The following is a 22,546-nucleotide window of genomic DNA, read 5'->3' as shown; positions in this document are numbered from 1 at the left end:
GTGAACATTCCGAAAGGGCGAACCATGCTCGACGTACGTGGTCTGGGGAAGACCTACGAGGGGTCCGGCCGACGCGTGGAGGCGGTCCGCGATCTCACCTTCACGGTGAAGGAGGGTGAACTCGTCTGTCTGGTGGGCCCGTCGGGCTGCGGCAAGACGACCCTGCTGAAATGCATGGGCGGACTGCTCGACCCGTCCGTGGGACAAGTCCTCCTCGACGGCGAACCGGTGACCGGTCCGCCGCCGGGCATGGCGATCGTCTTCCAGGAGTACGGGCGCAGCCTCTTCCCCTGGATGAAGGTCGGCGACAACGTCGGTCTGCCTCTGAAGCAGAAGGGGACGCCGAAGGCGAAACGCCGGGAGCTGGTCACCGACGCCCTGCGGTCGGTTGGGCTTGCGGACGCCGCCGACGCCTATCCCTGGCAGCTGTCCGGGGGCATGCAGCAGCGCGTGGCGATCGCCCGCGCGCTGGCCTATGAGCCCCAAGTCCTGCTGATGGACGAGCCGTTCGCGGCGGTCGACGCGCAGACCCGTGCGGACCTGGAGGACCTGGTCCGAGCGTTGTGGCAGGAGCGCGGGATCACCTTCCTGTTCGTCACACACGACATCGACGAGGCGGTCTACCTTGGCGAGCGGGTGATCGTTCTCTCCGCCTCGCCGACCGTCGTGCAGGACGAGCTCCGCATCGATCTGCCCGACGAACGGGATCAACTGCACACCCGAGCCACCCCTCGCTTCACCGAACTGCGGACTCATGTCTACGAGCAGATCCAGGCGGCGAAACGAGCCGTGCGGATACCCGGAGACGGGACCTCCGTTTTGCCGTAGGGTGACCGCATGAACGACGCCTCGATCCGGGTGGTCATCGCTGATGATCAAGCTCTGCTGCGGGGCGGATTCCGCATTCTGATCGACTCGGCGGACGATCTGGAGGTGGTGGGAGAGGCCGAGACCGGCCGCGAAGCGATCGAGGTAGTCCGCCGCACCACACCGGATGTCGTGCTGATGGACATCCGTATGCCGGAGTTGGACGGGCTGTCGGCCACGCGGGAGATCGCCTCGGATCCGGACCTGGACGGCGTCCGCATCGTAATCCTCACCACCTACGAGGTGGACGAGTACGTCCTCCAGGCCCTACGGGCCGGGGCGTGCGGCTTCCTGGGGAAGGGGATGCGTCCCGCGGAACTGCCGGAGGCCATCCGCGTCGCGGCGCGCGGCGACTCTCTGCTGTCACCCAGAGCCACGCAGACGTTGATCACCAGATACCTCGCGCTCCCCGACGGACCACTGCCCGTCCCGTCCGGGGAACTGGCCAAACTCACCGACCGCGAACGGGAGATCGTGGCACTGGTGGCCGAGGGACTGCCCAATGAGGCGATCGCCGACCACCTGGTCATCTCCCGCCAGACCGTCCGTACCCATGTGCACCGCGCCATGGCCAAACTCGGAGTCCGGGACCGGGCACAACTCGTGGTGATCGCGTACCAGACCGGACTCGTCCGCTCCGCGGCCACGGCCACCGACCGGTAGCCGGACCACGAACGCACTCCCCCGGCACGGTCTTGCGGCCAAGGGGCCGGAGCCGCGCTTCAGAGTTCCGTCCGGGACGCGGGAAGGAGCGTGTCCACGCTGAACTCCTCGCTGCTCTCCCGGATGTCGAGGCGACCTCCGACGGAGGCGGCCCGCTCGCGCAGGCCCAGCAGACCACGACCGGTGCCCCGGCGCTCGGGGAGTTCCGCCGAGGACGCCTCGGCGGAATTCCGCTGGGCCTGAACGCGGGTCACCGGGTTGACGACCGAGATCCGCAGCCGGTGAGCGGCGAAGGACAGGCGGACCGTCGCGGTCCGGGGCGTGGCGTACTTGAACGCGTTCGTCAGCGACTCCTGGATGATGCGGTAGCCGGCCATGCTGACGGCCGGACTCAGGCTGAAGGCCGTTCCGCCGCGCTGTATGTCGATCGCCAGGCCGACGGCCCTGAAACCGTCGAGGAGATCGTCGAGACGGTCAAGGGTGGGCATGGGCTCCGGAGGGAACGGCTCACCGACGGGCTGGCGCAGAACGGTCAGCATCGTGCCGAGTTCGGCCAGGGTGCTGCCGCTCGCCGTGATGACGTGCTCGATCGCCGCTTCGGCCGCGTCGGGCTCTCGGCGCAGTAGATGTGCGGCCGCTCCGGCCTGGAAGTTGATCACCGTGATGCTGTGGGCCACGATGTCGTGCAGGTCGCGGGCAAGCCGCAGGCGCTCCTCGGCCACTTGGCGACGCGCCTCCGCTTCCCGGGTCCACTCCGCTCGCAGGGCACGGTCCTTGATGGCCTGAATGTAGGCACGACGGTTCCTTGTGGCATCGCCAATGGCGGCGGCCGCGCCGAGCCATGCGATCAGGATGAGATTGGGCGCGTCGAAGAACTGACTCCCCGTCACCACAAGCGCGGAGACCGGGATGATGATCGCGGTGACCGTACCGATGATCAAAGCGCGGGGACGCGGAGCTGCCACCGCCGCGGAATAAAGGGCCACCAGACAGCACACGATTCCAGGACCCGGTTTCCCCATCCACAGCAGGGCGACAAGGAATACGGCGGTTGTCGCCACGAGTGCGCCCAACGGCATACGCCGTCGCACCGTCAGCGGCGCTGCTGAAAACAGGGTGAGCAGCATCGGGGCGAACACCGGAAGGCCCTCGCCGAGGAATCCCTCCAAAACGACGACCGCGCAGACGGCGGCAAGCAACCCGTCGACGAGGAAAGGGTTGCCGAGCGTGCGGCTCCGTATTCGGTCCGGCACACTTGTCATCGCCCGGCTCCGGCCGGTTTGCGCCCGCGGCAGAACGCGCCCACACAGTTCACCCCGTTCACGGTACGCGTCTCAACGGCCCGCGACACGCCGCCCGTCTCAGCGCACCGCTGTCGCCAGCCTGCGGCGTCCTCCCCATTTCCATGGGCACGACCTGCACCTTTGCGATATCCAGGGGGTCCGGCCGCCGGTTCGTCCTACGCCGGCACGCGTACGCGCGCAGCAGGATACGGCGGACGCCGTATGTGCGAGAGACGGCATCCAGGGGACGCGGGAACCGGTTTCGAGACGGCAGTTTGAACACGCCGCATCCCCCACGCGACAAGGCCGTTGTGTCTGGTTCGGTCTCCACCCATGTGCCGGGGAAGCTGCAAATACATCGGGACCCGCCGCCCAAAGGGCGCACAAACCCGCACTCCGACAAAGGTGATGATGTGAAGCGTCGAATCCTCCTTTCCGGCATGGCCGCCACCGCAGCCGGCGCGGCCACCGTCTGGTATCGCGGCGGGACGCAGAGCGCGGCTGCGTCGACCGGCAACTCGCTTGTATTCCCCAGGGATTCGCACACGACGAAGACCAAGACCGTCACGACGGCCGACGGCACCGAGAAGAGCGTCACCTACCGGTTCTGGGAGAACATCGTCTACGTCGCCAATCCCGTGGACGCGACCTACCAGTGTCTCAACGTCGAGGAGCCGGTCGAGATCGACGGGAGGGCCATCGACGCATCCCACGCTCCGATCTTCTTCTCCATTCCGCTCGGTGGTTTCCTGTCCGGCACGCCCGCCGGCCGTGGCGTTCCCGGCCCGAGCCCGACCACGAGCGACAGCGCCTCGCCCGATCCCAGCGCCACCCCGACCCCGTCGCCCACGACCAGGCCCCCGCTGCCGCCCGGGGCGGGCGACCAGGGCGACAACTCGGCACTGGCCCTCGCGGCCGGCTACGTCGTGGTCACCTCAGGCGCCCGCGGACGGGAAAACGTCAAGGACGGCAAGTACTACGGCAAGGCTCCCGCAGCTCTCGTCGACCTGAAAGCGGCGCTGCGGTACGTCCACAAGAACAGGGGCGTGCTGCCCGGCAACCCCAGCAAGATCATCACCAACGGAGGCAGCGCCGGCGGCAACTTCTCCTCCATGATGGGCGCCTCAGTGGGCAGTTCGCTGTTCGATCCCTATCTCCGGGAGATCGGCGCGGCCGAGGCGAGCGACGCGGTGTTCGCCTCCGCCGTCTTCTGCCCCATCATCGACCTCGGCAACGCCGACAAGGCCTACGAGTGGATGTTCGGCTCGGCCGAGCTGAACGGCGAGCTGGTCGACCAGACGGCCTCGAAGCAGCTGACCGCACAGTTCGCGGAGTACCAGGCGTCCCTCGGCCTCCATGGCGTGGGCCGGTTCGGCCGGGTGACGGCCGCCAACTACGACCGGTACCTGCTGGAGAAGTACGTCCAGCCGGCCGCGACCAGCCATCTGCTGGCCCTCTCCGAGGCCGACCGGACGACCTACCTGACCGCGAACCCCTTCATCAAGTGGGCGGGCGATAAAGCGTCCTTCTCCTGGGACGGATACATCGCGCACATCGCCCGGTCCCGTCCTGTGCCCGCCTTCGACGACAAGGCCATGGCACAGCCCGAGCCTGGCTACTTCGGCGACGAGACCCATGTCTCGCGGCACTTCACCACCTTCGGCCTGCGGTACGCGACCGGTGACAAGACCGCCACGGTCGACCGCGACATCCCGCACAAGGTCAAGCTGACCAACCCGATGACCTATCTGGAGGAGCGCAACCCGCGGCGGGCGAGGCACTGGTGGCTGCGGATCGGCACCAGCGACACCACACACTCCCTGACCGCGATCACCAACCTCGCCCTCAAGACGCAGAACCTCGGCGACGACGTCAACCTCAAGATGTACTGGGACGGCGGCCACGGCGCCAACGAGGACCCGGGCGATCTGATCAAGTGGATGGGCGATATCACCGGCTACACCGTCGGGTAGCACTACGGCGGCGAAAGCCAGCCGTACGCCTACGAACAACACCACCACCGGCCAGGCCATGACTCCAGGGGTCCGGGAGTCGCTCTACCGGCGGACCGCCGAGATCAGTCCGCCGGACCGCTCCTCACGCTGCGGCGGGGTGCTGATCGGGCGGCCGTAAGCGGCAGCGCGCTCGCGCAGGGTGTGGCTGTCGGCCTCCCAGCCGTGCCCGGCCAGCCAGCCCACCGGGTCGTCGGGCATCTCCGAAACCCACATGGACGCCGCCGATCCCAGCGCGGCGTCCGCGCCGAAGCGCTCGATCACGCCGCGCGAGCCCAATGTCAGTCCCAACCGACTGCCTGCCGCCGACTGCGTGCTGATCTGGGCCAGCAGCAGCTCCACCGCATCCTCCGGCAGATAGATCAGTAGCCCTTCGGCGATCCACGCGGTCGGCAGGGACGGGTCGTGCCCTGCGGCAGCCAACCCGCCTGGCCAGTCCTCACGCAGATCCACCACGACGGTGATCCGCTCGCAGCGGGCGACGGCCCGCTCCTGGCGCAGCACCGAAGCCTTGAAGTCCAGTGGCGCGGCGGTGTCGACCTCGAACAGGCGGGTGCCCTCGGGCCAGTCCATCCGGAAGGCCCGGCTGTCCATGCCGGCGCCGAGCAGCACGAACTGCCGGACCCCGGACGCGGAGGCCTGATGCAACAGGTCGTCGAGGAACTTCGTCCTGATGACGACGGAGAACGACACGGCCGACCGACGGCGGCGTGCGGCCGCGTCATCGGGCAGCGGCGACGAGGAGGGCCACAGGCCGCCGGCGGTGGCGAAGGCCTGTGCCAGTGGGTCGCGGAACAGCGCGTTCTCCCGCTCGGTCTCCAGCGCCCGCACCCCGGCCACCCCCACTGCCGTGGCCCACACTCCCGACGGCTGCACCCGCTCCTGCTCATCAGTCACCGCACCGGCCTAGAAGACCGATACACACTTTCTGGGGCGGGCAGGGTAAGGCGAGCAACGGCCGTTCATGCCTGGCCGGTTGGCATGGCGGGCACTTCACCCATGGCCGGTCGACCACAAGGGAGTACCGGTCTGCGCGAGGTTCAGGCTCCGGGCCGTACGACGCACTTCACGAACCCGGCCGGTCTTTCGGCGAGTTGGCGGAATCCCTCGTCGAGGTCGTCCAGTCGTGCCTCGTGGGTCAGCAGCGGCTCCAGGGTCAGCCGCCGGGCGGACATCAGGTCCAGGCCGTCGCGTAGCGCCTGGAGCTGGCGGTGGCGCTGCGGGGTGAAGCCGTTGACGATGGTGACGCCTCGGTACCAGAGCTCGATGTCCAGTGTGCGTGGGCCGTGGTGGTGGTAGCCGGCGACACACAACGTGCCGTGTTCCGCCGTGAGTTCGCCGGCCTGCCGCAGCCCTGCCGCCGATCCCGTGAACTCGACGACGATGTCGTACGAGCCGGGTTCGGCATCGGACGGCGCACACGCCTCGTGCGCGCCGAGACCGGTCGCGAGGGCACGGGCCTCGGTCCGCGGATCGACGCCCACGAGATGAACCGGCGCGGCGGCCGCGGCCACTTGGACGGCGATCAAGCCCATGAAGCCCAGCCCGACGACGGCCACCCGTCGCCCCGGAGTCCGCCCGCACCGGGACAGCGCCTCGACCACGCAGGCCACGGGCTCGCCGAGGACCGTGTCGGCGTTCAGGTTGAGCGGCAGCGGGAGCAGGTCCTTGGCCGGGACGTGAACGGTCTCGGCGAAGGCTCCCGAGGCGAATCCGGTGACCTGTTCCCCGACGGTCCAACCATGAACCCCCGGGCCGATCGCGCTGATCTCGCCCGACAGTTCGTGGCCCAGGCGCAGTGGCGTACCTCCGTCATGTCCTGTCCAGGCAGGCAGTTCGGATGTGCACAGACCGGACAGCGCCGTACGTACGACGACTTCGCCGGGGCGTGGCGGGGCGTCGGGGCCCTCGACCGTCTCACTTGTGCGGGCGGAGATCACCTGGGACCAGCGCATGTCAGTGACCTCCGTGAAGTGCCAGGTTCAGGGCTCCGCGTGCCGGCGGGGCGTCGAGCAGGTGCGGCGCGGTCCCTGGCAGATCGTGGGCGAGACGGTCGGTGACAGAGGTCCACAGGCGCTGCTGGGCGGTGATGACGCCTCCGGCGAAGACGACCGTGTCGGTGCGGGCTCCGCGCTCGGCCAGCCGTGTCACCAGGCCGGCCAGAGCGTTTCCCCCCTCCGCGATGACGTCACGGGCCAGTGCCGAGCCCTCGTCCGCCGCGGTGAACACCGCCTGGGCGTGACGCCCCCAGGTCTCCACGCCTCCGTCCCAGCTCATCGCGGCGGCCAGCCCGGGCAGGTCCGCTGCGCCGTAGGAGCTGAGCAGCGACTTCGTCAAGGGGTCCGCGGTGAGGTCGGTGCCGGTGTCGGCGTGGGTGAGGAGCGCGCGTGCTGCCTCGCGCACGAGAGCGGAGCCGGATCCCTCGTCGCCCAGGACCCAGCCCCAGCCTCCCGCGGACAGCCGGACGCCGGAGTCGCGATGGCGCCCGACAGCTATGGAGCCGGTCCCGGCGACGACTCCGATGCCGTGCTCGAACCCGGCCGCCGGGACGAGCAGTTCGGCGTCGTTGACGACGGTGACCGGAATGCCGCCCAGTGCGCTGCCCAGGGCCCGGGCGAGCAGTGAACCCTGCTCGGGCGTCTCGCACCCGTGGGCGCCGACGGCGACGCGGACGAGCTCCGCGTCGTCGGCGATGGCCCGCAATCGGGCGATGAGCCAGTCCGCCGCCCGGTGGAGGTCGCGGGTCTGCCAGCCGGTGCTCGGCAGGGTGACGTCGTCGGTCACGGTGTGGGCGACGGCGTCGGCGAGGAGGACCTGGGTCTTGGTTCCGCCGATGTCGACGCCAGCTACGACGGGCCTCATGCCGTGCTCTCCTCGGTCTCGGTGCAGCAGGTGCGGGCCTTGAACGGAGACGGAGCCGGAGCCGGAGCCGAGGTCGGGGTCGCAGTCGGGGTCAGGGTCGGGGTCGAGGTCGGGGTCGGGGTCGAGGTCGAGGTCGCAGTCGGGGTCGGGGGCGGGGGCGGGGTCATCCGACGGCCTCCTCCGTCTTGGTGTCGGCGTGGTGGAAAACGAAGTCCTCGATGTCGACGCCACGCGCCTGCGCCAGCGCACCCGCGAGTCGCTGCACAACGCTCGTCTGCAGGACCGTGCGGACCGGGAGGGAAAGGTGACCGGGGACCGGAGCGACGTACAGCAAGCCGACGCTTGTGACGGGGGCGGCTGTGAGAGCGAGGGTGGGGTGCCCCGCCTCGGCCAGCGTGCGGGCGAGGTCGAGTTCGCGGCCGTCTCCGACGGTGACATGCAGGGTTCGACCCGCCGACTCCATGGCGCCGTGCAGGTAGTTGCGGGTGACCAGCGCGGTGGCCGGGACCCGGCAGACCTCGCGCAGCAGAAGCGCTCCGGCCTCCGTGACGGATCCCGCAGCTCCCGAGGCGACGAGGTCCGCGGCGACCGTGTCGGCGGCTCGTGCCGCGAACTCGTCGACCGTGGTACCGATCGCCCGCTCCTGTTCCTCCATCAGCCCCGCGATGCCAGCCCATTCGGCGGTGATCTGCGCCGAGGATCGGCCGGCGAGGGCTCGGGCGAGCATCGTCAGCGCGATGAGCGTGCCCGTGTAGCCGACGGTGGAGGCGTAGCTGTCCGGTTCGCTGCCGAGGTCGATGCGAAGGGCCGCGCTCTCGGCGAGCGGGGAAGGGGCCGCGTTGACCAGGGCGGCGCGGTGTTCGGGTACGACATACGCGAGCGCGTCGAGCGTCTCGGTGCTGCGGCCGGACTGGGACACCCCGATGACAAGGTCCGCATCGGCGAAAGCCGTCTCGGGTACGAGGTCACCGGCGAGTGTGCGGCGGGCGGGCAGTCCATGCTCCTCCAGCAGTCGTACGGCCAGAGCGAGCGCGGCATGGCTGGCGCCGATGCCCGTGAAGACGGGACGTCGCGCTTTCAACACGCTGCCCAGTTCGTCGAGTTGAGCGGCGACGTGGGGCACGATCCGTTCCAGGGCGGCGGGCTGAGCCGCTCGGCCCTGGGCGTACGGAATGGTCCCTTCGGGAGCTGCGGGCACGGGAGTTCCTTTCGTGGGGGACGCCGGTGTAGGCGCCGGGATGTGGCTGCGGACGACGCCGGAGGCGCGGGAAGCGGCGGGGGTGACTGGATGTGAGTACGAGACCTGCGGCCGGCGGTATGACATGTACGAGGAGACGGACACGGGGGAAACATCCGCTCCACGCCAGGCGCACGGGTGCCCGGTGTCGGAGCGGGATTTCGGCCCCCGGCGCCGGACTCTCCGGCTCTCACATCCCGGGAGGGCGTCGCCTCAGGCGGACCCGCCCCGTGCGAACGATGTCCGCAGGCGGTACCGGTCACCCCGGTAGGTGATGGTGGTGATCAGCACGACCCGCCCCTTGGCGTCCGTCATCGCCGACTCCATGACGAGCACCGGCTCACCGGGAGCCATGTCCAGGTGCGGAGCCAGGTCGGCGGGACAGCCGCGCGACTCGACCATCGACTCGGCGTTGAGGGGTTCGGATCCGGCCGCGGTCAGCTCGTCCAGCATGGATGCGTGGGCGAAGTCGGTCCCGCCCAGGCTGGGCGCCAGGTTCAGCGGGACCCGCGAGGAGTCGACGCCGATGGGCAGCCCGTCGAGCAGCCGGACCCTGTCCAGACGGAAGAGTTCCGTCCCTGCGGCCACCCCGAACTCGTCGCCCTCGTCGAGCGTTGCCGGGCTGACGTCTGCGCTCAGCACCAGCGAGGAGGGCGTCAGCCCCTTGCGGCGTGCGGTTTCGCTGAACGACTCCAGGAAGTTGGGCCATTCCCGGTCGGTGCCGCCGCGTTCCGCCACATACCAGCCGCGTCCGTGCGAGGAGCTGAGGACCCCCTTATCGACCAGATCACGCAGTGCGCGCCGCAGCGTGACGCGGCTGATGCCCAGTTGCGCGCACAGCTCACGCTCGGCGGGAAGGCGTCGCCCGGCAGGGAGCGAACCGTCCTTGACCCGCTGCTCGATCACCGCGACGGCCTGGACCCACAGGGGTTCGTGGTGGTCCGCGGCGATGGGCGCCAAGGTGTCCTCAGGCGTCGTGTTCACCGTGTCCTGACCTTCCCTTGTTCCTGCTGCATGTGGTGCGGTGTCGATGTGCGAGTGGGTTCCGGCCCGTTGTGCGGTTCCGGTCCATTGTTCCATTCGGGTGCCCCGTTTCATCCGGCCAGCCGGTCGAAGGCCGCGTCGAGTTCCTTGTCGGTGACCCGGCGCCCGGGCTCGGCGTCGAACCGGTCGACGATGCCGACGGCGCCCTTGCGGAAGGGCGTGCCCGACGTGAACTGCGGGAGCAGCCGGTGGAGTTTGCTGTTGTCGTAGATGAGGGAATGACGGAAGTCCTCCGTGAGTACGGTCCCCATCCAGGGGATCTCGCGGCCGATGTCCTCGCTGGAGCGGTGCACGAGCAGTGGCTCGATGCCTGCGGCGCGGGCGAGCGACGTGTGGATGCCGTCCCAGGTGAGGATCTCGTCCGAGGTGATGTGCAGGGACTCTCCGGTGAGGCGGTCGTCGCCGAGCAGCCCGGTAAGGGCGTGGGCGAAGTCGCGGGCGTGCATGAGGTTCCACAGTGAAGTGCCGTCTCCGTGCACGACGGCGGGCCGTCCGCGCCGCCAGCGATCGATGACCGTCCAGCCCGCGAGGAGGGGTATGACGGTCTCGTCGTAGACGTGGGCGGGCCGGATGATCACTGCGGGGAACCCGTCGCGGTGGTGGGCGCGTTCCAGGACCTCCTCGCACTCCAGTTTCAACCGGGGGTAGTCGAAGTTCCCGGCACGGCGGGCCGAGGACTCGTCCACAGGGAGGCGGGGTGCGGGACGGGCGTAGACGGATCCGGTGGAGATGAAGACGTACTGTCCTGTCCTGCCGGTGAATCGGGCGACGTCGGCGGCGACGTCGTCGGGGTGGTAGCCGATGAAGTTGACGACGACATCGAAGAGTTCGGTCCCAGCGACGGCAGCGCTCAACGCGTCGGTGTCGCGGACGTCCGCATGGAGGGCCCTGACGTTCGGCGGGACCGGTCGCTGCGTGTCACGGCCGCGCGTGACGATCGTCAACTCCACATCCTGCTGGGCGAGTTCAGATACACAGGCGGCGCTGAGCACTCCGGTGCCGCCGAGAAAGAGGACGCGCATCGTGGGACTCACCTCTTTCCGCGGGCCAGTTCGCGCCCGACCAGGTGCGTGTAACTCCGGCCGAGCAGCTGGTACATGTCGTGGTGGGACCGGTCCATCTCCACGATGTTCCAGCGCACGGCCGGGTTCGCGCGGGCAGCGGCCTCCACATCCACGACACCGTCGCCGAAGGGCACCATGTAGTCGTCCATGCCGCGCGCCGGCCCGTCCTTGAGGTGGACGGAGACAAGGCGGTCGCCCAGCGACGCGGCAAGTGCTGCGGGATCGACTCCCCCGGTGTGGGCCCAGTAGGTGTCGAGCTGGAGGAGTACGCAGGGTTCCAGCGCGTCGAGCAGGATGTCGTACGCGGTACGGCCGTCGAAGACGTTGCGGAATTCCGCGAAGTGGTTGTGGTACGCGATGGTCATGCCGTGTACGGCGGCATTCGCGGCAGCGCGGTTGACACGGTCGGCACCCTGGTAGATGGCATCGACGCTGGTGAACTCCTCGGGCTCCAGGCTCCATACGAGGGTGTCGGCACCCAGCTCCTCATACGCATCGAGGACGTTGTCGGCGTCCTCGTCGACGGGGAAGGGGGCGTGAGCGCTGCACAGTGCGAGGCCGAGAGCATCCAACTCGGCGCGCACGTGTGCCGGTCGGTGCCCGTACAGGCTGATGGTCTCGACGGCCGGATAGCCGAGAGCCGCGACCTTGGCGAGGACGCCGAGCAGGTCGTCGGCCGCCTCGCTGTGCAGCGACCACAGTTGCGCGGCGATCACGGGCGGGGGTGATGTCGTCATGTGCGGTCTCCGATTGTGCGCCCGTTGCCCAGCGGCCAGCGGGTGGACCAGCTCTCCACGGTGTCCACGTCGTCGAGCCCGGCGGCCCAGAGCGCGGCCTGGCGCACCAGCTGCCGGAAGCCCGGGTTGCCCCAGGCGCGCGGGTCGTGGCCGAGAGCGCTGTAGCAGACGCGGCCCGCGCCGTGCTCGCGTACGTACACGAGTGGTTCGGGGTAGCCGTCGGGTCGCTCACGGTCGGCGAGGACCCGTACGTCTCCGGCGTACTCGAGGACGTAGTACTCGTCGTCGATGGCGAAGTCGTCCACATGGCGAGTGACGGGGTGATCTTCGCGGATCCGGACGTCGAACCTGCCCTCGGAGCCCGCGTCGCCGTGCGAGAGATACCGGGACCCGATGAGTTCGTACGCCGTGCGGTCCGCGTCCAGGCCACCCTCGCCGAAGCCGAAGAGGTTGCTGGCGTGCAGCACGACGAGGCCCTTCCCGGCGGCCACCAGGTCGGCCAGTGCCTTCTGCTGGCGCGGATCGAAGACGGTCGAGGAGCGGTAGAGGACGTACACGTCGGCTTCTGCGGTGGCGGGCATCGGGTCGGTGAAGCGGTCGAGGCCGACGGCGCGTGCCGTGGACAGTCCGGCTTCGGTGACGATCTCCTGGAGCGCCAGGGCGGCGCCGATGAGGTCGTGGTGGAGGTCGGTTCCTTCCACCACCACCAGGGCCGAGGCGGAGCCTCGCAGTTTCATCCGGGTCCTTCCTGGGGACGGCCGCGTGCGGGGCGCGGCCGTGCGGTGCGGTTACGCCTGCTGTGCGGACTCGGCGTACTCCTTGGCCATCCGGTCGCCGCCGTTCTGCTTCCAGGTGCGCACGGCGTCCTTGAGGCTGGAGGCGGGCGAACGGCCCAGGGTGACGGCCGTGATGGCGTCCCTCATCTGCTGTTCCAGGGACGCGCCCTTGGTGTTGAACGTCTCGGAGTAGAGGTGGACGGCCGGGTTGGGCAGCAGCGCCGGGGCGGCCTTGCTCTGCCACTCGTGGTACATGCGGTCGACGCCGGGCGCGCCCTGCGGATCGCACAGGACCTGCGGTCCGCCCGCGATGTAGGCGAAGCCGAGGTCCTGTTCGCGCTGGCCACGCGTGGTGAGAACGGCGACCTCGTCCTTGACGGTGTAGTCCTTGTCGCTGCCCTCGACGCCATAGCTGAGGACGAAGGACTCCTGCGAGCCGAAGGGGGCGGCGAGGTAGTCGAGGACGCGCAGAAAACGGTCGATCTTCGTCTTGTCGCCCGTCTTCTTCAGCATCGTGATGGCATACGCCCCGGCACCCTGCCAGTGGGTTGCCTTGCCGCCGTCCTTCTCGAACGGATCGATCAGGCCGAACTTCAGGTCGTGGTCGTCCGCGACGATGCCGACACCGCGGACGCCGTCCGCGATGACGGCGATCTTCCCGGAACGGAACAGCGCGTCGCGCTGCACCTTGCTCATGGTCGCGGTGTCGGGGTGGAAGTAGCCCGCCTTCTTCAGGTCGGCGAGGGCGGCGACAGCGGGTATGAACTGCTCGTGGTCGTAGTAGGTGACGAAACTGCCGTCGCTCTTCTGCGTCCACCGGTTGGGCACGCCGAAGATCATCATCATGCATTCGACGGTCAGCATGTCGCCGACGCCGCTACAGAACGCGTAGATGCCGGCCCGCTTGTCGGTGACCGCCTTCGCCATCTCCTTGAGTTCGGCGAGAGTCTTCGGCGCGGGGTTGGCGCCGGCCTGCTGCAGTACGTCGGTCTTGGCGAAGAGCTGGCTGGTGAACGGCGGGTCCGACTTCGGGACACCGTAGATGCGGCCGTTGAGATAGCCGTTGAGCCAGTTCGCCTCCTGGATGCCGGCGAGGTTGGGATACTTCTTCACGGCGTCGCCCGACAGGTAGTCGCTGAGGTCGGTGAACTGGGCCTCGGCGAGCTGGGGCAGGCGGGCCACGTTCATGGCCATCGGCACGGACACGACCTCGGGCAGGTCGCCACCGGCGACAAGTGCGGGGAACTTCGTGGCGAAGTCGGCGTACGGCACCCTGAGCGGCTTGAGCTGGAGGTTCAGCTCCTTGTTGAGCAGCTGCCAGTAGACGTTCTCGTCCAGCGGCGGGGCGGGCTGTCCGTAGGTCATGACCAGGAACTCGAACTCCTTGCCGTCCCCGGGCGCCTCCTTCACCGTGCGCGGGCCGTTCAGCGGGAAGGACTCGTAGACCGCCATGACGCCTTCGGCGGTGGCGGGCAGCAGGGGCTTCGGTGTGTTCGCAGGCTCGACGTACGTGGGTACGGGAACCGCCTTGCCGGCGGGGGCGGAGCTCACCCCTGAACCGCCCGAACACGCGGTCAGCGCGGACAGCGAAGTGGCGCTCAGCGCGGTGAAGGCGGCGCTCTTGAACAGGGTGCGGCGGCTGAACTGTGGGTTGATCGGCATTCTGTCTGTCTCCTAGCCCTTGATGGCCCCGGTGAGCATGCCTTTGGACATGTGCTTGCTGAGGAAGGGATACGCGCACAGGATCGGAAGCGTGGCGACGACGACGAGGGCCATCTGCACGGACTGGGCCGGCGGCTGGTCCTGGACCACGGCGGTCGCCGAGGTCGTACTGACACTGCTCGCCAGCACGAAGTTCCGCATGACCAGTTGGAGCGGCCACTTGTTCGAGTCGTTGAGGTAGAGCAGCGGACCGAAGTAGTTGTTCCAGTAGCCGACCGCGATGAAGAGGCCGACGACCGCGATCACCGCCCTCGACAGCGGCAGCACGATGGACGCGAAGATGCGCCACTCCCCCGCGCCGTCCATCCGCGCGGAGTCGAAGAGTTCCTGCGGGATGGCCTGGATGAAGCCCCGCACGATCACGATGTTGAAGGCACTCACCGCGCCGGGAATGATCAGGGCCCAGTAGGTGTCGAGCATGCCGAGCTGCTTGACCATCAGATAGACGGGGATCATGCCGGGCGCGAACAGCAGCGTGATCAGTACGAAGGACAGCAGTCCCCGCTGGAAAAGCGCCCCCCTGCGGCTGAGGCCGTAGGCGGCGAGGACCGTGCACAGGAGGCTGAACGCGGTGCCCACCACGGTGACTCCGACGCTCACCACGATGGACCGGGCGACACCCGTGCCGTCGAAGATCTGCCGGTAGGCCTCGAAGGAGACGCTGGTGGGCCACAGCACGTAGCCGCCGTTGGCGTCGATCTGCTGCTTGGTGGCCAGGCTGGTGGAGACGACCGTGAGGAAGGGGAAGATCACCACGGCGGCGATCAGGACCAGTGCAAGGCCCTTGAGGACGAGTGCGATCGGCTTCGGCTTGCCCTGCCACACAGGGCGGTGGACGGAGGTGGTCATCGCCGGTAGATCCCTTCCTCTCCGAAGCGGTGGGCGAGCTTGTTCGCGGCGAGGACGAGGGCAAGACTGACCACGCCCTTCAGGAGGCCCGCCGCGGTGGCCACGCCCCAGTTGCCGTCCTGGACTCCGTTGAAGTACACGAACGTGTCGAGGACTTCGGCCGCTCCGGGTCCGACGGCGTCGCGCTGGAGCAGGATCTGTTCGAAGCCGACGGTGAGGGCATCGCCCAGCCTGAGGATCAGCATCAGGACGATGATGGGGCGCATGCCGGGCAGCGTGATGTGCCAGAACCTGCGCAGCGCGCCGGCGCCGTCCATGGCGGCGGACTCGTACAGCTGCGGGTCGATGGCGGCGATCGCGGCGAGGAAGACGATGGTTCCCCAGCCGGCGTCCTTCCAGATGGCCTGCGAGGTGAGCAGGAGTTGAAAGGTGCCCGGGTCCGACATGATGTCGAGGCCGCTTTTCCCGTGGGTGACAAGAATGCGGCTGATGACTCCGCCGCCGCCGAGCATCTGCTGGAACAGCGCGACGATGATCACCCAGGACAGGAAGTGCGGCAGGTAGATCACCGACTGCACGAAGTTCCTCACCGCCGGCATCGCCACCGAGTTGAAGAGCACGGCGAGCAGGATCGGCACCGGGAAGAAGAGCAGCAGTTGCAGGAAGGTGATCTCGAAGGTGTTGGCCAGGGCGCCCCAGAAGAGGTCGTCCTGGAAGAGGGCCGTGAAGTTGTCCCAGCCGACCCACTGGGACTGGGTGAAGCCGAGGAACGGCACGTAGTCCATGAACGCGACGACGCTGCCGAGCAACGGTATGTAGGTGAACAGCAGCAGGACCAGGACTGCGGGGGCCGTCATCAGCAGCAACGGCGAATCCTGCCGCAGGCGTGTGACGAAGGACTTGGCACGAGCCGTGCCCGGCTGCTTCCCGGTCTGCTTGTGCGGTGGTGGGTGAACCGGCCGTTCCTGCAAGGACTCGGCCGGGCGTTGCTGCGCGGCATTGACGGTCATAGGGACCTCTCGACAGTGGGAACTGCGCAGGTACCAGAAGAGTTCGGGGAACGTACCACTTGAACCAAAGCAATACAACAAGTAGCGTCGCCGCGGGACTTGAGTGACGAACCCTCCACACCGTCGACAGTTGGGACCCGTCTTGGACGCCTTTCGAGCTCTGCTGCCCCGCCCCCGACGCGCCCAAGTCAGCTCCGGTCATTGCAGGTTGACCGCCGAAACACCCATCTCCGGAACCCATTCCCCGCTGGCCGGAGCCATGCTGCGGAGCTTTCTCTCCGAGCTGCTCCACGGCTCAATGCCGGGCATACCAAGCAATACCACTGAGGACACACAGGTATTGCTCACAGACGGGGCGGAGGGGCATGCCCCGGGCGCCTACACCCTGCGCGTCTCGCCCACCCAGGTCGACATCACGGCGGGCGGCACCGAGGGGGTCGCGCACGCCCTCACCACGCTGCGCCAACTGCTGCCGGACGCCGTCCACCGGCGTGCGGCCGGTCCGCCGCCCGAGGGGTGGCTGGTGCCGTGTGGGGTCGTCGAGGACGAACCCGTCTTCGCCTGGCGCGGCGGGATGCTCGACGTCGTACGCCACTTCTTCCCCAAGCGGACGGTCCTGCGCTACGTCGACCTGCTGGCCGCCCACCGCTTCAACCGGCTGCACCTGCACCTGTCCGACGACCAGGGCTGGCGGGTGGAGAGCCGCCGCCACCCCGAACTGCACACCACCGGCTCCTGGCGCACTTCCACCCGGCTCGGCCCCGGCGGCCCCGACGACGGAACCCCGCACGGCGGTTACTACACCCTCGACGACCTCGCGGAGATCGCCGACTACGCCCGACTGCGCGGCATCACCCTCGTCCCCGAGATCGACGTGCCCGGCCACACCTCGGCCCTGCGTGCGGCGGCTCCCCAGCTCGGCCGCCCCGGCGAGCCGCAGGCCGTTCTCGACACGGTGTGGGAGGGCGGCACCTCGGTCGCCCCGGTCGCGCGCACCGAGGCGTATCTGTGGGACGTGCTCGAAGAGATCATCGAGGCGACCGGTGCGCCGTACGTCCACCTCGGCGGGGACGAGTGCGCGATGGACTGGTGGGCCGAGGATCCTGAGGTGGCAGCGGCGATGGCGGCGGCCGGATGCTCCGAACCACGCGAGATGCACGGGCACTTCCTGCGCTCGCTCGGCCGGTTCCTGGCCGGGCTCGGCGTACGGATGATCGTCTGGGACGAGGGCTATGTCACCGGAGGCGTGCTGCCGGACACGATCGTCATGGCCTGGCGCGGCGACGATGCCTCGGGCCGTGCCGCGGCCACCCACGACGTCGTACGCTCCCCGCTGTTCCCGACCTACTTCAACTTCGACCAGTCGGACCTCGACGCCGAACGCCGGTCGGAGGGCGGCCCGATCACCCTGACCGACGTGGCACGCTTCGCACCCGCCCCGACCGCCTGGTCCGAGGAGCAACGGGCCCACGTCCTCGGCGGGCAGTTCCAGATCTGGACGGAGTGGGTGCCCGACGAGCGGCACCTGGACTATCTGGCCTTTCCGCGCGCCTGCGCTCTCGCCGAGGTCCTGTGGTCGGGTGGTGTCCCCGACCCTGCCGACTTCGACGCCAGGCTCGTACGCCACCTGCGGCGGCTCGACGCGATGGGCGTGGAGTACCGGCCGATCGCCGGTCCCCACCCGTGGCAGACCGGCGGCACCGGCGTATGGAAACGCTCCGAGCCCGGCAGAATCGCGGAGACCCGCAAGTGGCTCGACTCGATCTCCAACCAGCCGTGAGCGACCACCAGCCCGGAGGGATCCCCGTGACGAAGATCCTTGTCAGCCACATCGGCTACAACACGGCCGCCTCCAAGGGCGCGATCGTCATGCTCAACTCCCCGCAGGGGAGCGGCGAGCCGGCCGCCACGGCCACACTGGTCGGCGAGGGCACCCGGCGGGAACTTCCGGTCGGTCCGGTGGAGCGCGTCGACCGCTGGTCCATCGGCTCCTTCCGCCGAATCGACTTCTCCGATCTGCGCAAAGCGGGCGTGTACCGCATCGAGTACGGCACCGAGCGCTCCGCCGACTTCCGCGTCGACGCGACTCTCCTCCAGCGGAGCACGCTCTCGGACGTCCTGTACTACTTCCGCTCGGTGCGCTCCAGCGGCGCCATCGACCGCAAGGACCGCCACGCCCGCTTCTACGGGGACGACTCCGGCCGCACGGTCGACGCACGCGGCGGATGGCTCGACGCCTCGGGCGACTTCAGCAAGTTCCTCAGCCATCTCAACTACACGCGCATGATGAACCCGCAGCAACTCCCCCTCTGTGCCTGGGCGTTCATGGAGGTCAGCGACACTCTTGCGGACCGTCACCCGCGCCTGCACCGGGCACTCGGCGACCGCCTGCGTGACGAGGCGCTGTTCGGGGCCGACTTCCTGGTCCGCTTTCAGTCGCCGGAAGGCTACTTCTACACCGCGATCTTCGACGCCCTCACCAAGGACCTCGACGAACGCGTCATCAACGCCCCGCTCCAGGAGTGCGTGCGCACCCAGCGCTGGCAGGCGGCCTACCGTCAGGGAGGCGGCCTCGCGATCGCCGCCCTGGCCCGCGCCGCCACTCTGAACGACCATGGCGACTTCGACAGCTCCGCGTACCTGACCGCCGCCCGCCGGGGATTCGAGCATCTTGAGCTGCACAACAAGGAATACCTGTACGACGGCGAGGAGTCCGTCATCGACGACTACTGTGCGCTGCTCGCGGCCGTGGAGCTGCTGCGGGCCGGCGCCGGGGAGCCCGATCCCGTCGTCCTGGCCGCCGCCGAGCGCCGTACAGCCGCACTCACCGACCGCTACACCGACTCGGGCCACGGATTCGGTTATCTCCTGGGCGATGTGACAGGGCGTCCGTTCTTCCACGCCGCTGAATCCGGCCTCCCGGCCGTCGCCCTCCTGCGCTTCGCCGGCCTCTGCCCCGACTCCCCGCTCGCCCCGACCGCCCGTACGACGGCACTCTCCCTGATGCGCGACGCGGCCGCTCTCGCGGACGAGGTGGCCAACCCCTTCGGCTGTGTACGCCAGTATGTGCAGCCGACGGAATCCGCCCCGCGCACCAGCTTCTTCTACCCGCACGACAACGAGACCGGCTACTGGTGGCAGGGCGAGAACGCCAACATCTGCTCGGTGGCCTATGCGGCCCAACTCGCTGCCGAACTCCCCGACTGCCCAACCGAGTTGCGTTCCCGACTGCTGCGCCTGGCGGAGGACCAGCTGCACTGGGTGACCGGCCTCAACCCCTTCGACTCCTCCATGATCAAGGGAATCGGGCGGAACACTGTCGAATACCACCCGGACTATCCCAACGTCCCCGGAGGCATCCTCAACGGCATCACCTCCGGCTTCGAGGACGAGCACGACATCGCATTCATGCCCGACCACCACAAGGACACCGGCAACAGCTGGCGCTGGACCGAACAGTGGATCCCGCATTCGGCCTGGTTCCTGCTGGCCGCGGCGGCGGCCCGGTGACCGCTGCCGTGCCCTCCTCCGGTCCAGCCGTCGTACGCCCTTTTCATCCGGCCGACCTGCCCGGCATGTACCGGGTGTGCCTCAGGACCGGTGACTCGGGACGGGACGCGACACCGCTCTACCGCGACCCCGATCTGCTCGGCCACATCTATACCGCGCCCTATCCGGCCGCGGACCCCGCACTCACCTTTGTCGCCACCGACGACCTGGGCCCCCTCGGGTTCATCGTCGCCACCGCCGACACGTACTCCTTCGAGATGTGGCAGGAAGAGAACTGGTGGCCCGGTCTGCGCGCTCGTTACCCTTCCGCGCTCGCCGTGGATCCGGGGGACGGCACTCATGACTGGCGCCGCGTGGACCATCTCCACCGCACCCGGCCGCACCGTGACGACCTTTACGTCCGCCACCCGGCGCACCTGCACATCGACATTCTCCCCCGCGGACAGGGCAGCGGACTCGGTCGCCGTCTGATGAGCACGCTGACCGCAGCCCTGCGTGACAGGGGCGTACCAGGGCTGCACCTCGGCGTGGGCAGCGGGAACCCCGGGGCACGCGCCTTCTACCTGGCGGTCGGCTTCACCGAGCTCAGCCGCCAGGAGTGGGGCTCGCAGATGGTGATGACGCTGGACTGAACGGTGTGGCTGTGCACCGTGACGGCCCGCGTGTGGCCCTTCCTTCGGACCCGCGTTCCATCGAGATTCTGGCTACGAGCACGACCGCGGCCAGGATCTCCCGTTCACCATGACTCCACTCGACAGTTACGCAAAATCACGTACAGCGAACGGATCGTTGCGTCAGGCGTAGGAGTTGAACAGAATTCCCGAAGGCAACGCGTAGGCGAGGTTCTCGTAGAACGGGCCGTCCTTGATTTTGATCGTGGCGTCGCCGAAATTGGCGCCGCTCCACAGCGCGCCGCCTGGGAGACGAAGGCGTCGTGGAGTTCGAGGCGTCGTTCCCGTCGGATAACGGGGCGTTTGAACTGGTGGAGGAGGGCGAGCGCCTGCTCGACGACGTAGCGGAGTTTGTGAAGCTCCGCCTGTCGTTCGTAAAGTTCAGCTGTGTGGCGTGCCTGCTACCGGTTGGCCACGAGGAAGTCCTCCAGGATCTCGACAAACCGCGCCGGCTGCTCCTCGGCCGGGTAATGGCCGCAGTCGTCGAGGACGACCCCCGTGACGTCGTCGGCCGCCAGCCGCATCGTCTGGGCGGCATTCGCACCGCTCCACAGCGCGCCGCCGAGGGCGAGCACCGGCAGCGTCAGCCGGGTCTTGCTGCGCTGCTCGTTCTGCGCGATCGTCTCGTCCAGCGCCCGGTAGTACGCGAAGCTCGCCCGCAGCGCGCGAGGATCCGCGGTGATCGCGTCGACGTAGACATCGACTGCGTACGCGGGTATCGCGGTCGGGGTGGCGGCCTTGGTGGCGAACTGCCAGCCGAAGAAGAGCCGTTCCCGTCCCCGGACCAGTGCCTCGTTGAGGTCGGTGAGCCGGTTGAAGCCGAACTGCCAGAGCTTCAGGTTGGCCGCGGCCGGGCCGAAGAACGGCGGGGACGGCGTGAGGCCGGGGATCACTGCTTCGAGGATGGCGAGCCGGCCCACCTGCTCGGGGTGATCGGCGGCGAGAGCGTATGCGGTCCACGTACCGATGTCGTGGCCGACCACGTCGAACCGGTCGTGCCCGAGCCCGGCCATCAACGCGACCAGATCGGCGGACAGCGTGCCGGCGTCGTACCCGTCGTCGGGCTTGTCGGAGAGCCCGGCCCCGCGCGAGTCGACGGCGACGACGGTGTGCTGGCGGGCGAGCGCGGGCATCACCTCCCGCCAGGCGTACCAGGTCTGGGGCCACCCGCCGATCAGCAGCAGCGCCGGGCCGTCCCCACCGGTGACCGCGTGCAGCCGCAGCCCGTTCACCTCCACGAGCCGGCTGGTGAAGGCGTCGGTGAACCCGTCGGGCAGCCGCAGCGAACTCAAGCTTGTCGTGCCGTCGGCCGTACTCATCATGGAACGATCAGTGCAACTTGTCATGCCGACGACGATACGCATCTTGAAACGATCGGTGCAAGATGTGTAAGCTGACGAACCATGGCGGGCCGCAAGCAATTCGACGTGGACGAGGCGCTACGACGCGCGATGCACGTCTTCTGGCGCTGGGGCTACTCGGAGGCCTCGATCGACCGCCTGACCGAGGGCACGGGCCTGGGCCGGAGCTCCCTCTACGGCACCTTCGGCGACAAGAGCACCCTCTTCCGGAAAAGCCTCCAACGGTACGCGCAGACCTACCACCCGCTGTACGAGAAGGCACTGTCCGGCCCCCACCCGAGCCCGGGCGCCGTTGTGGCCGCCTACCTGCAGGTCACCCTGAACCGCATCGCCGACCCGACGGTCCCGGATGGCTGCCTGCTCACGGTGTCGGCAACACAGTTCCCGGCCCTCGACGCGGAGGGCCGGGCGATAGTCCGCGCCATGATCGACGGTTTGCGGGCGATGCTGGAGCAGGCGTTGCTGACGGCGGGGGCCGGTGAGCAGGAGGCGGCAGAGCTGGCGTTGTGCACGCTGGCGACGAACAAATCTCTGGCAGTGCTGAGCCGCGCCGGCTTCTCGGGCGAAGACCTGGCAACCGTCGCGGCAGCCGCCGCAAAGAATGCCAAGGCTCCGCCGAACCGGCCGGCCGAACCGTCGGGGCCGCGATAGGCGGGAACGACTCCGTCGCCAATGGATCTGCAGAGACCTTGGGGCAGCCGGCGGCTCGGCAGGAAGTGACTCGGCCCAGCTGTAGCCGCCCCGCTGCCCGACGATGCTCAGGTCACGAGCACAACGGCTTCATTGATGTCCATCGAACGTGTCTCCTTGCCTTTCTCAGAGGTCTTCCTTGTGTGAAGCATGCGCCCGCAGGAGGGGAGGAGCGGCAAGCTGACGCT

20 protein-coding genes are annotated in these 22,546 nt (G+C 68.7%); 7 read left to right on the top strand and 13 right to left on the bottom strand.

The window, feature by feature from the left end:
* Positions 1–24 precede the first annotated feature (24 nt).
* The gene (locus tag ACFVKT_RS05960) at positions 25–828 is read left to right on the top strand and encodes an ABC transporter ATP-binding protein (RefSeq protein WP_385727916.1); all 804 of its coding nucleotides are present in this window, start codon (positions 25–27) and stop codon (positions 826–828) included.
* Between the two features lie 9 nt (positions 829–837).
* Complete coding sequence (locus tag ACFVKT_RS05955; protein ID WP_385727914.1) at positions 838–1,530, top strand: response regulator; 693 nt, start codon at positions 838–840, stop codon at positions 1,528–1,530.
* Positions 1,531–1,589: 59 nt separating this feature from the next.
* Here ACFVKT_RS05955 and ACFVKT_RS05950 read toward each other — a convergent pair whose 3' ends face one another.
* Positions 1,590–2,792: a sensor histidine kinase gene (locus ACFVKT_RS05950; RefSeq protein ID WP_385727912.1), complete on the bottom strand. Its 1,203-nt coding sequence runs from the start codon at positions 2,790–2,792 to the stop codon at positions 1,590–1,592.
* Between the two features lie 434 nt (positions 2,793–3,226).
* Between ACFVKT_RS05950 and ACFVKT_RS05945 the strand changes: the two genes are divergently transcribed.
* Entirely contained in the window at positions 3,227–4,786 is a 1,560-nt protein-coding gene (locus tag ACFVKT_RS05945) for a subtype B tannase (protein ID WP_385727910.1), read from the top strand.
* 84 nt (positions 4,787–4,870) lie between these two features.
* On the opposite strand, the gene ACFVKT_RS05940 is transcribed toward ACFVKT_RS05945, so the two are convergent.
* The 11 genes from ACFVKT_RS05940 to ACFVKT_RS05890 all read right to left on the bottom strand — a co-directional run bounded on the left by ACFVKT_RS05940 (position 4,871) and on the right by ACFVKT_RS05890 (position 16,126).
* Positions 4,871–5,722, bottom strand: coding sequence for a class I SAM-dependent methyltransferase (locus tag ACFVKT_RS05940; RefSeq protein WP_385727909.1), 852 nt, complete (start codon positions 5,720–5,722; stop codon positions 4,871–4,873).
* A gap of 143 nt (positions 5,723–5,865) precedes the next feature.
* Positions 5,866–6,780, bottom strand: coding sequence for an alcohol dehydrogenase catalytic domain-containing protein (locus ACFVKT_RS05935; RefSeq protein ID WP_385727907.1), 915 nt, complete (start codon positions 6,778–6,780; stop codon positions 5,866–5,868).
* Position 6,781: 1 nt separating this feature from the next.
* Positions 6,782–7,687, bottom strand: coding sequence for an N-acetylglucosamine kinase (locus ACFVKT_RS05930; protein ID WP_385727905.1), 906 nt, complete (start codon positions 7,685–7,687; stop codon positions 6,782–6,784).
* 163 nt (positions 7,688–7,850) lie between these two features.
* On the bottom strand, positions 7,851–8,885 hold the full coding sequence (locus ACFVKT_RS05925) for an SIS domain-containing protein (RefSeq protein ID WP_385727903.1): 1,035 nt from the start codon (positions 8,883–8,885) through the stop codon (positions 7,851–7,853).
* Positions 8,886–9,137: 252 nt separating this feature from the next.
* Complete coding sequence (locus ACFVKT_RS05920; protein WP_385727901.1) at positions 9,138–9,908, bottom strand: GntR family transcriptional regulator; 771 nt, start codon at positions 9,906–9,908, stop codon at positions 9,138–9,140.
* Positions 9,909–10,018: 110 nt separating this feature from the next.
* The gene (locus tag ACFVKT_RS05915) at positions 10,019–10,990 is read right to left on the bottom strand and encodes an NAD-dependent epimerase/dehydratase family protein (RefSeq protein WP_385727899.1); all 972 of its coding nucleotides are present in this window, start codon (positions 10,988–10,990) and stop codon (positions 10,019–10,021) included.
* 8 nt (positions 10,991–10,998) lie between these two features.
* Positions 10,999–11,769 (bottom strand): sugar phosphate isomerase/epimerase family protein, encoded by a 771-nt coding sequence (locus ACFVKT_RS05910; RefSeq protein ID WP_385727897.1) that lies wholly within the window; start codon positions 11,767–11,769, stop codon positions 10,999–11,001.
* Entirely contained in the window at positions 11,766–12,506 is a 741-nt protein-coding gene (locus ACFVKT_RS05905) for a ThuA domain-containing protein (protein WP_385727895.1), read from the bottom strand. The genes ACFVKT_RS05910 and ACFVKT_RS05905 overlap by 4 nt, the downstream gene beginning before the upstream one ends.
* 51 nt (positions 12,507–12,557) lie before the next feature.
* A complete protein-coding gene (locus ACFVKT_RS05900; protein WP_385727893.1) occupies positions 12,558–14,207 on the bottom strand; it encodes an extracellular solute-binding protein in 1,650 nt (549 codons plus the stop codon).
* 12 nt (positions 14,208–14,219) lie between these two features.
* Positions 14,220–15,116: a carbohydrate ABC transporter permease gene (locus ACFVKT_RS05895; protein WP_385727892.1), complete on the bottom strand. Its 897-nt coding sequence runs from the start codon at positions 15,114–15,116 to the stop codon at positions 14,220–14,222.
* Positions 15,113–16,126, bottom strand: a complete 1,014-nt coding sequence (locus tag ACFVKT_RS05890; protein WP_385727890.1) for an ABC transporter permease — start codon at positions 16,124–16,126, stop codon at positions 15,113–15,115. Before ACFVKT_RS05890 ends, ACFVKT_RS05895 begins: the two co-directional genes overlap by 4 nt.
* Positions 16,127–16,229: 103 nt before the next feature.
* Between ACFVKT_RS05890 and ACFVKT_RS05885 the strand changes: the two genes are divergently transcribed.
* From ACFVKT_RS05885 to ACFVKT_RS05875, 3 genes are read left to right on the top strand one after another with little or no spacing between them, the layout of a single operon-like run.
* The gene (locus tag ACFVKT_RS05885; protein WP_385727888.1) at positions 16,230–17,906 is read left to right on the top strand and encodes a beta-N-acetylhexosaminidase; all 1,677 of its coding nucleotides are present in this window, start codon (positions 16,230–16,232) and stop codon (positions 17,904–17,906) included.
* 26 nt (positions 17,907–17,932) lie between these two features.
* A complete protein-coding gene (locus tag ACFVKT_RS05880) occupies positions 17,933–19,636 on the top strand; it encodes a glycoside hydrolase family 9 protein (RefSeq protein WP_385727886.1) in 1,704 nt (567 codons plus the stop codon).
* Complete coding sequence (locus tag ACFVKT_RS05875) at positions 19,633–20,268, top strand: GNAT family N-acetyltransferase (RefSeq protein WP_385727884.1); 636 nt, start codon at positions 19,633–19,635, stop codon at positions 20,266–20,268. Before ACFVKT_RS05880 ends, ACFVKT_RS05875 begins: the two co-directional genes overlap by 4 nt.
* A 440-nt stretch (positions 20,269–20,708) precedes the next feature.
* Here ACFVKT_RS05875 and ACFVKT_RS05870 read toward each other — a convergent pair whose 3' ends face one another.
* A complete protein-coding gene (locus ACFVKT_RS05870; RefSeq protein WP_385727882.1) occupies positions 20,709–21,653 on the bottom strand; it encodes an alpha/beta fold hydrolase in 945 nt (314 codons plus the stop codon).
* Positions 21,654–21,710: 57 nt separating this feature from the next.
* Here ACFVKT_RS05870 and ACFVKT_RS05865 point away from each other — a divergent pair, with 57 nt between their 5' ends.
* Complete coding sequence (locus ACFVKT_RS05865; protein ID WP_385727881.1) at positions 21,711–22,319, top strand: TetR/AcrR family transcriptional regulator; 609 nt, start codon at positions 21,711–21,713, stop codon at positions 22,317–22,319.
* The last annotated feature ends 227 nt before the right edge of the window (positions 22,320–22,546 follow it).

The organism is Streptomyces sp. NPDC127595, assembly GCF_042671685.1.
In the GTDB taxonomy this organism is placed as follows: Bacteria; Actinomycetota; Actinomycetes; order Streptomycetales; family Streptomycetaceae; genus Streptomyces.
This window is presented reverse-complemented; position numbering and strand designations above follow the sequence as displayed.

What these genes read in the sequence shown, in the direction of transcription:
- ACFVKT_RS05890 (WP_385727890.1), bottom strand. Translation starts at nt 16,126, where the DNA reads ATGACCGTCAATGCCGCGCAGCAACGCCCGGCCGAGTCCTTGCAGGAA.
- ACFVKT_RS05900 (WP_385727893.1), bottom strand. Translation starts at nt 14,207, where the DNA reads ATGCCGATCAACCCACAGTTCAGCCGCCGCACCCTGTTCAAGAGCGCC.
- ACFVKT_RS05935 (WP_385727907.1), bottom strand. Translation starts at nt 6,780, where the DNA reads ATGCGCTGGTCCCAGGTGATCTCCGCCCGCACAAGTGAGACGGTCGAG.
- ACFVKT_RS05865 (WP_385727881.1), top strand. Translation starts at nt 21,711, where the DNA reads ATGGCGGGCCGCAAGCAATTCGACGTGGACGAGGCGCTACGACGCGCG.
- ACFVKT_RS05950 (WP_385727912.1), bottom strand. Translation starts at nt 2,792, where the DNA reads ATGACAAGTGTGCCGGACCGAATACGGAGCCGCACGCTCGGCAACCCT.
- ACFVKT_RS05910 (WP_385727897.1), bottom strand. Translation starts at nt 11,769, where the DNA reads ATGACGACATCACCCCCGCCCGTGATCGCCGCGCAACTGTGGTCGCTG.
- ACFVKT_RS05870 (WP_385727882.1), bottom strand. Translation starts at nt 21,653, where the DNA reads ATGACAAGTTGCACTGATCGTTCCATGATGAGTACGGCCGACGGCACG.
- ACFVKT_RS05960 (WP_385727916.1), top strand. Translation starts at nt 25, where the DNA reads ATGCTCGACGTACGTGGTCTGGGGAAGACCTACGAGGGGTCCGGCCGA.
- ACFVKT_RS05955 (WP_385727914.1), top strand. Translation starts at nt 838, where the DNA reads ATGAACGACGCCTCGATCCGGGTGGTCATCGCTGATGATCAAGCTCTG.
- ACFVKT_RS05915 (WP_385727899.1), bottom strand. Translation starts at nt 10,990, where the DNA reads ATGCGCGTCCTCTTTCTCGGCGGCACCGGAGTGCTCAGCGCCGCCTGT.
- ACFVKT_RS05930 (WP_385727905.1), bottom strand. Translation starts at nt 7,687, where the DNA reads ATGAGGCCCGTCGTAGCTGGCGTCGACATCGGCGGAACCAAGACCCAG.
- ACFVKT_RS05905 (WP_385727895.1), bottom strand. Translation starts at nt 12,506, where the DNA reads ATGAAACTGCGAGGCTCCGCCTCGGCCCTGGTGGTGGTGGAAGGAACC.
- ACFVKT_RS05895 (WP_385727892.1), bottom strand. Translation starts at nt 15,116, where the DNA reads ATGACCACCTCCGTCCACCGCCCTGTGTGGCAGGGCAAGCCGAAGCCG.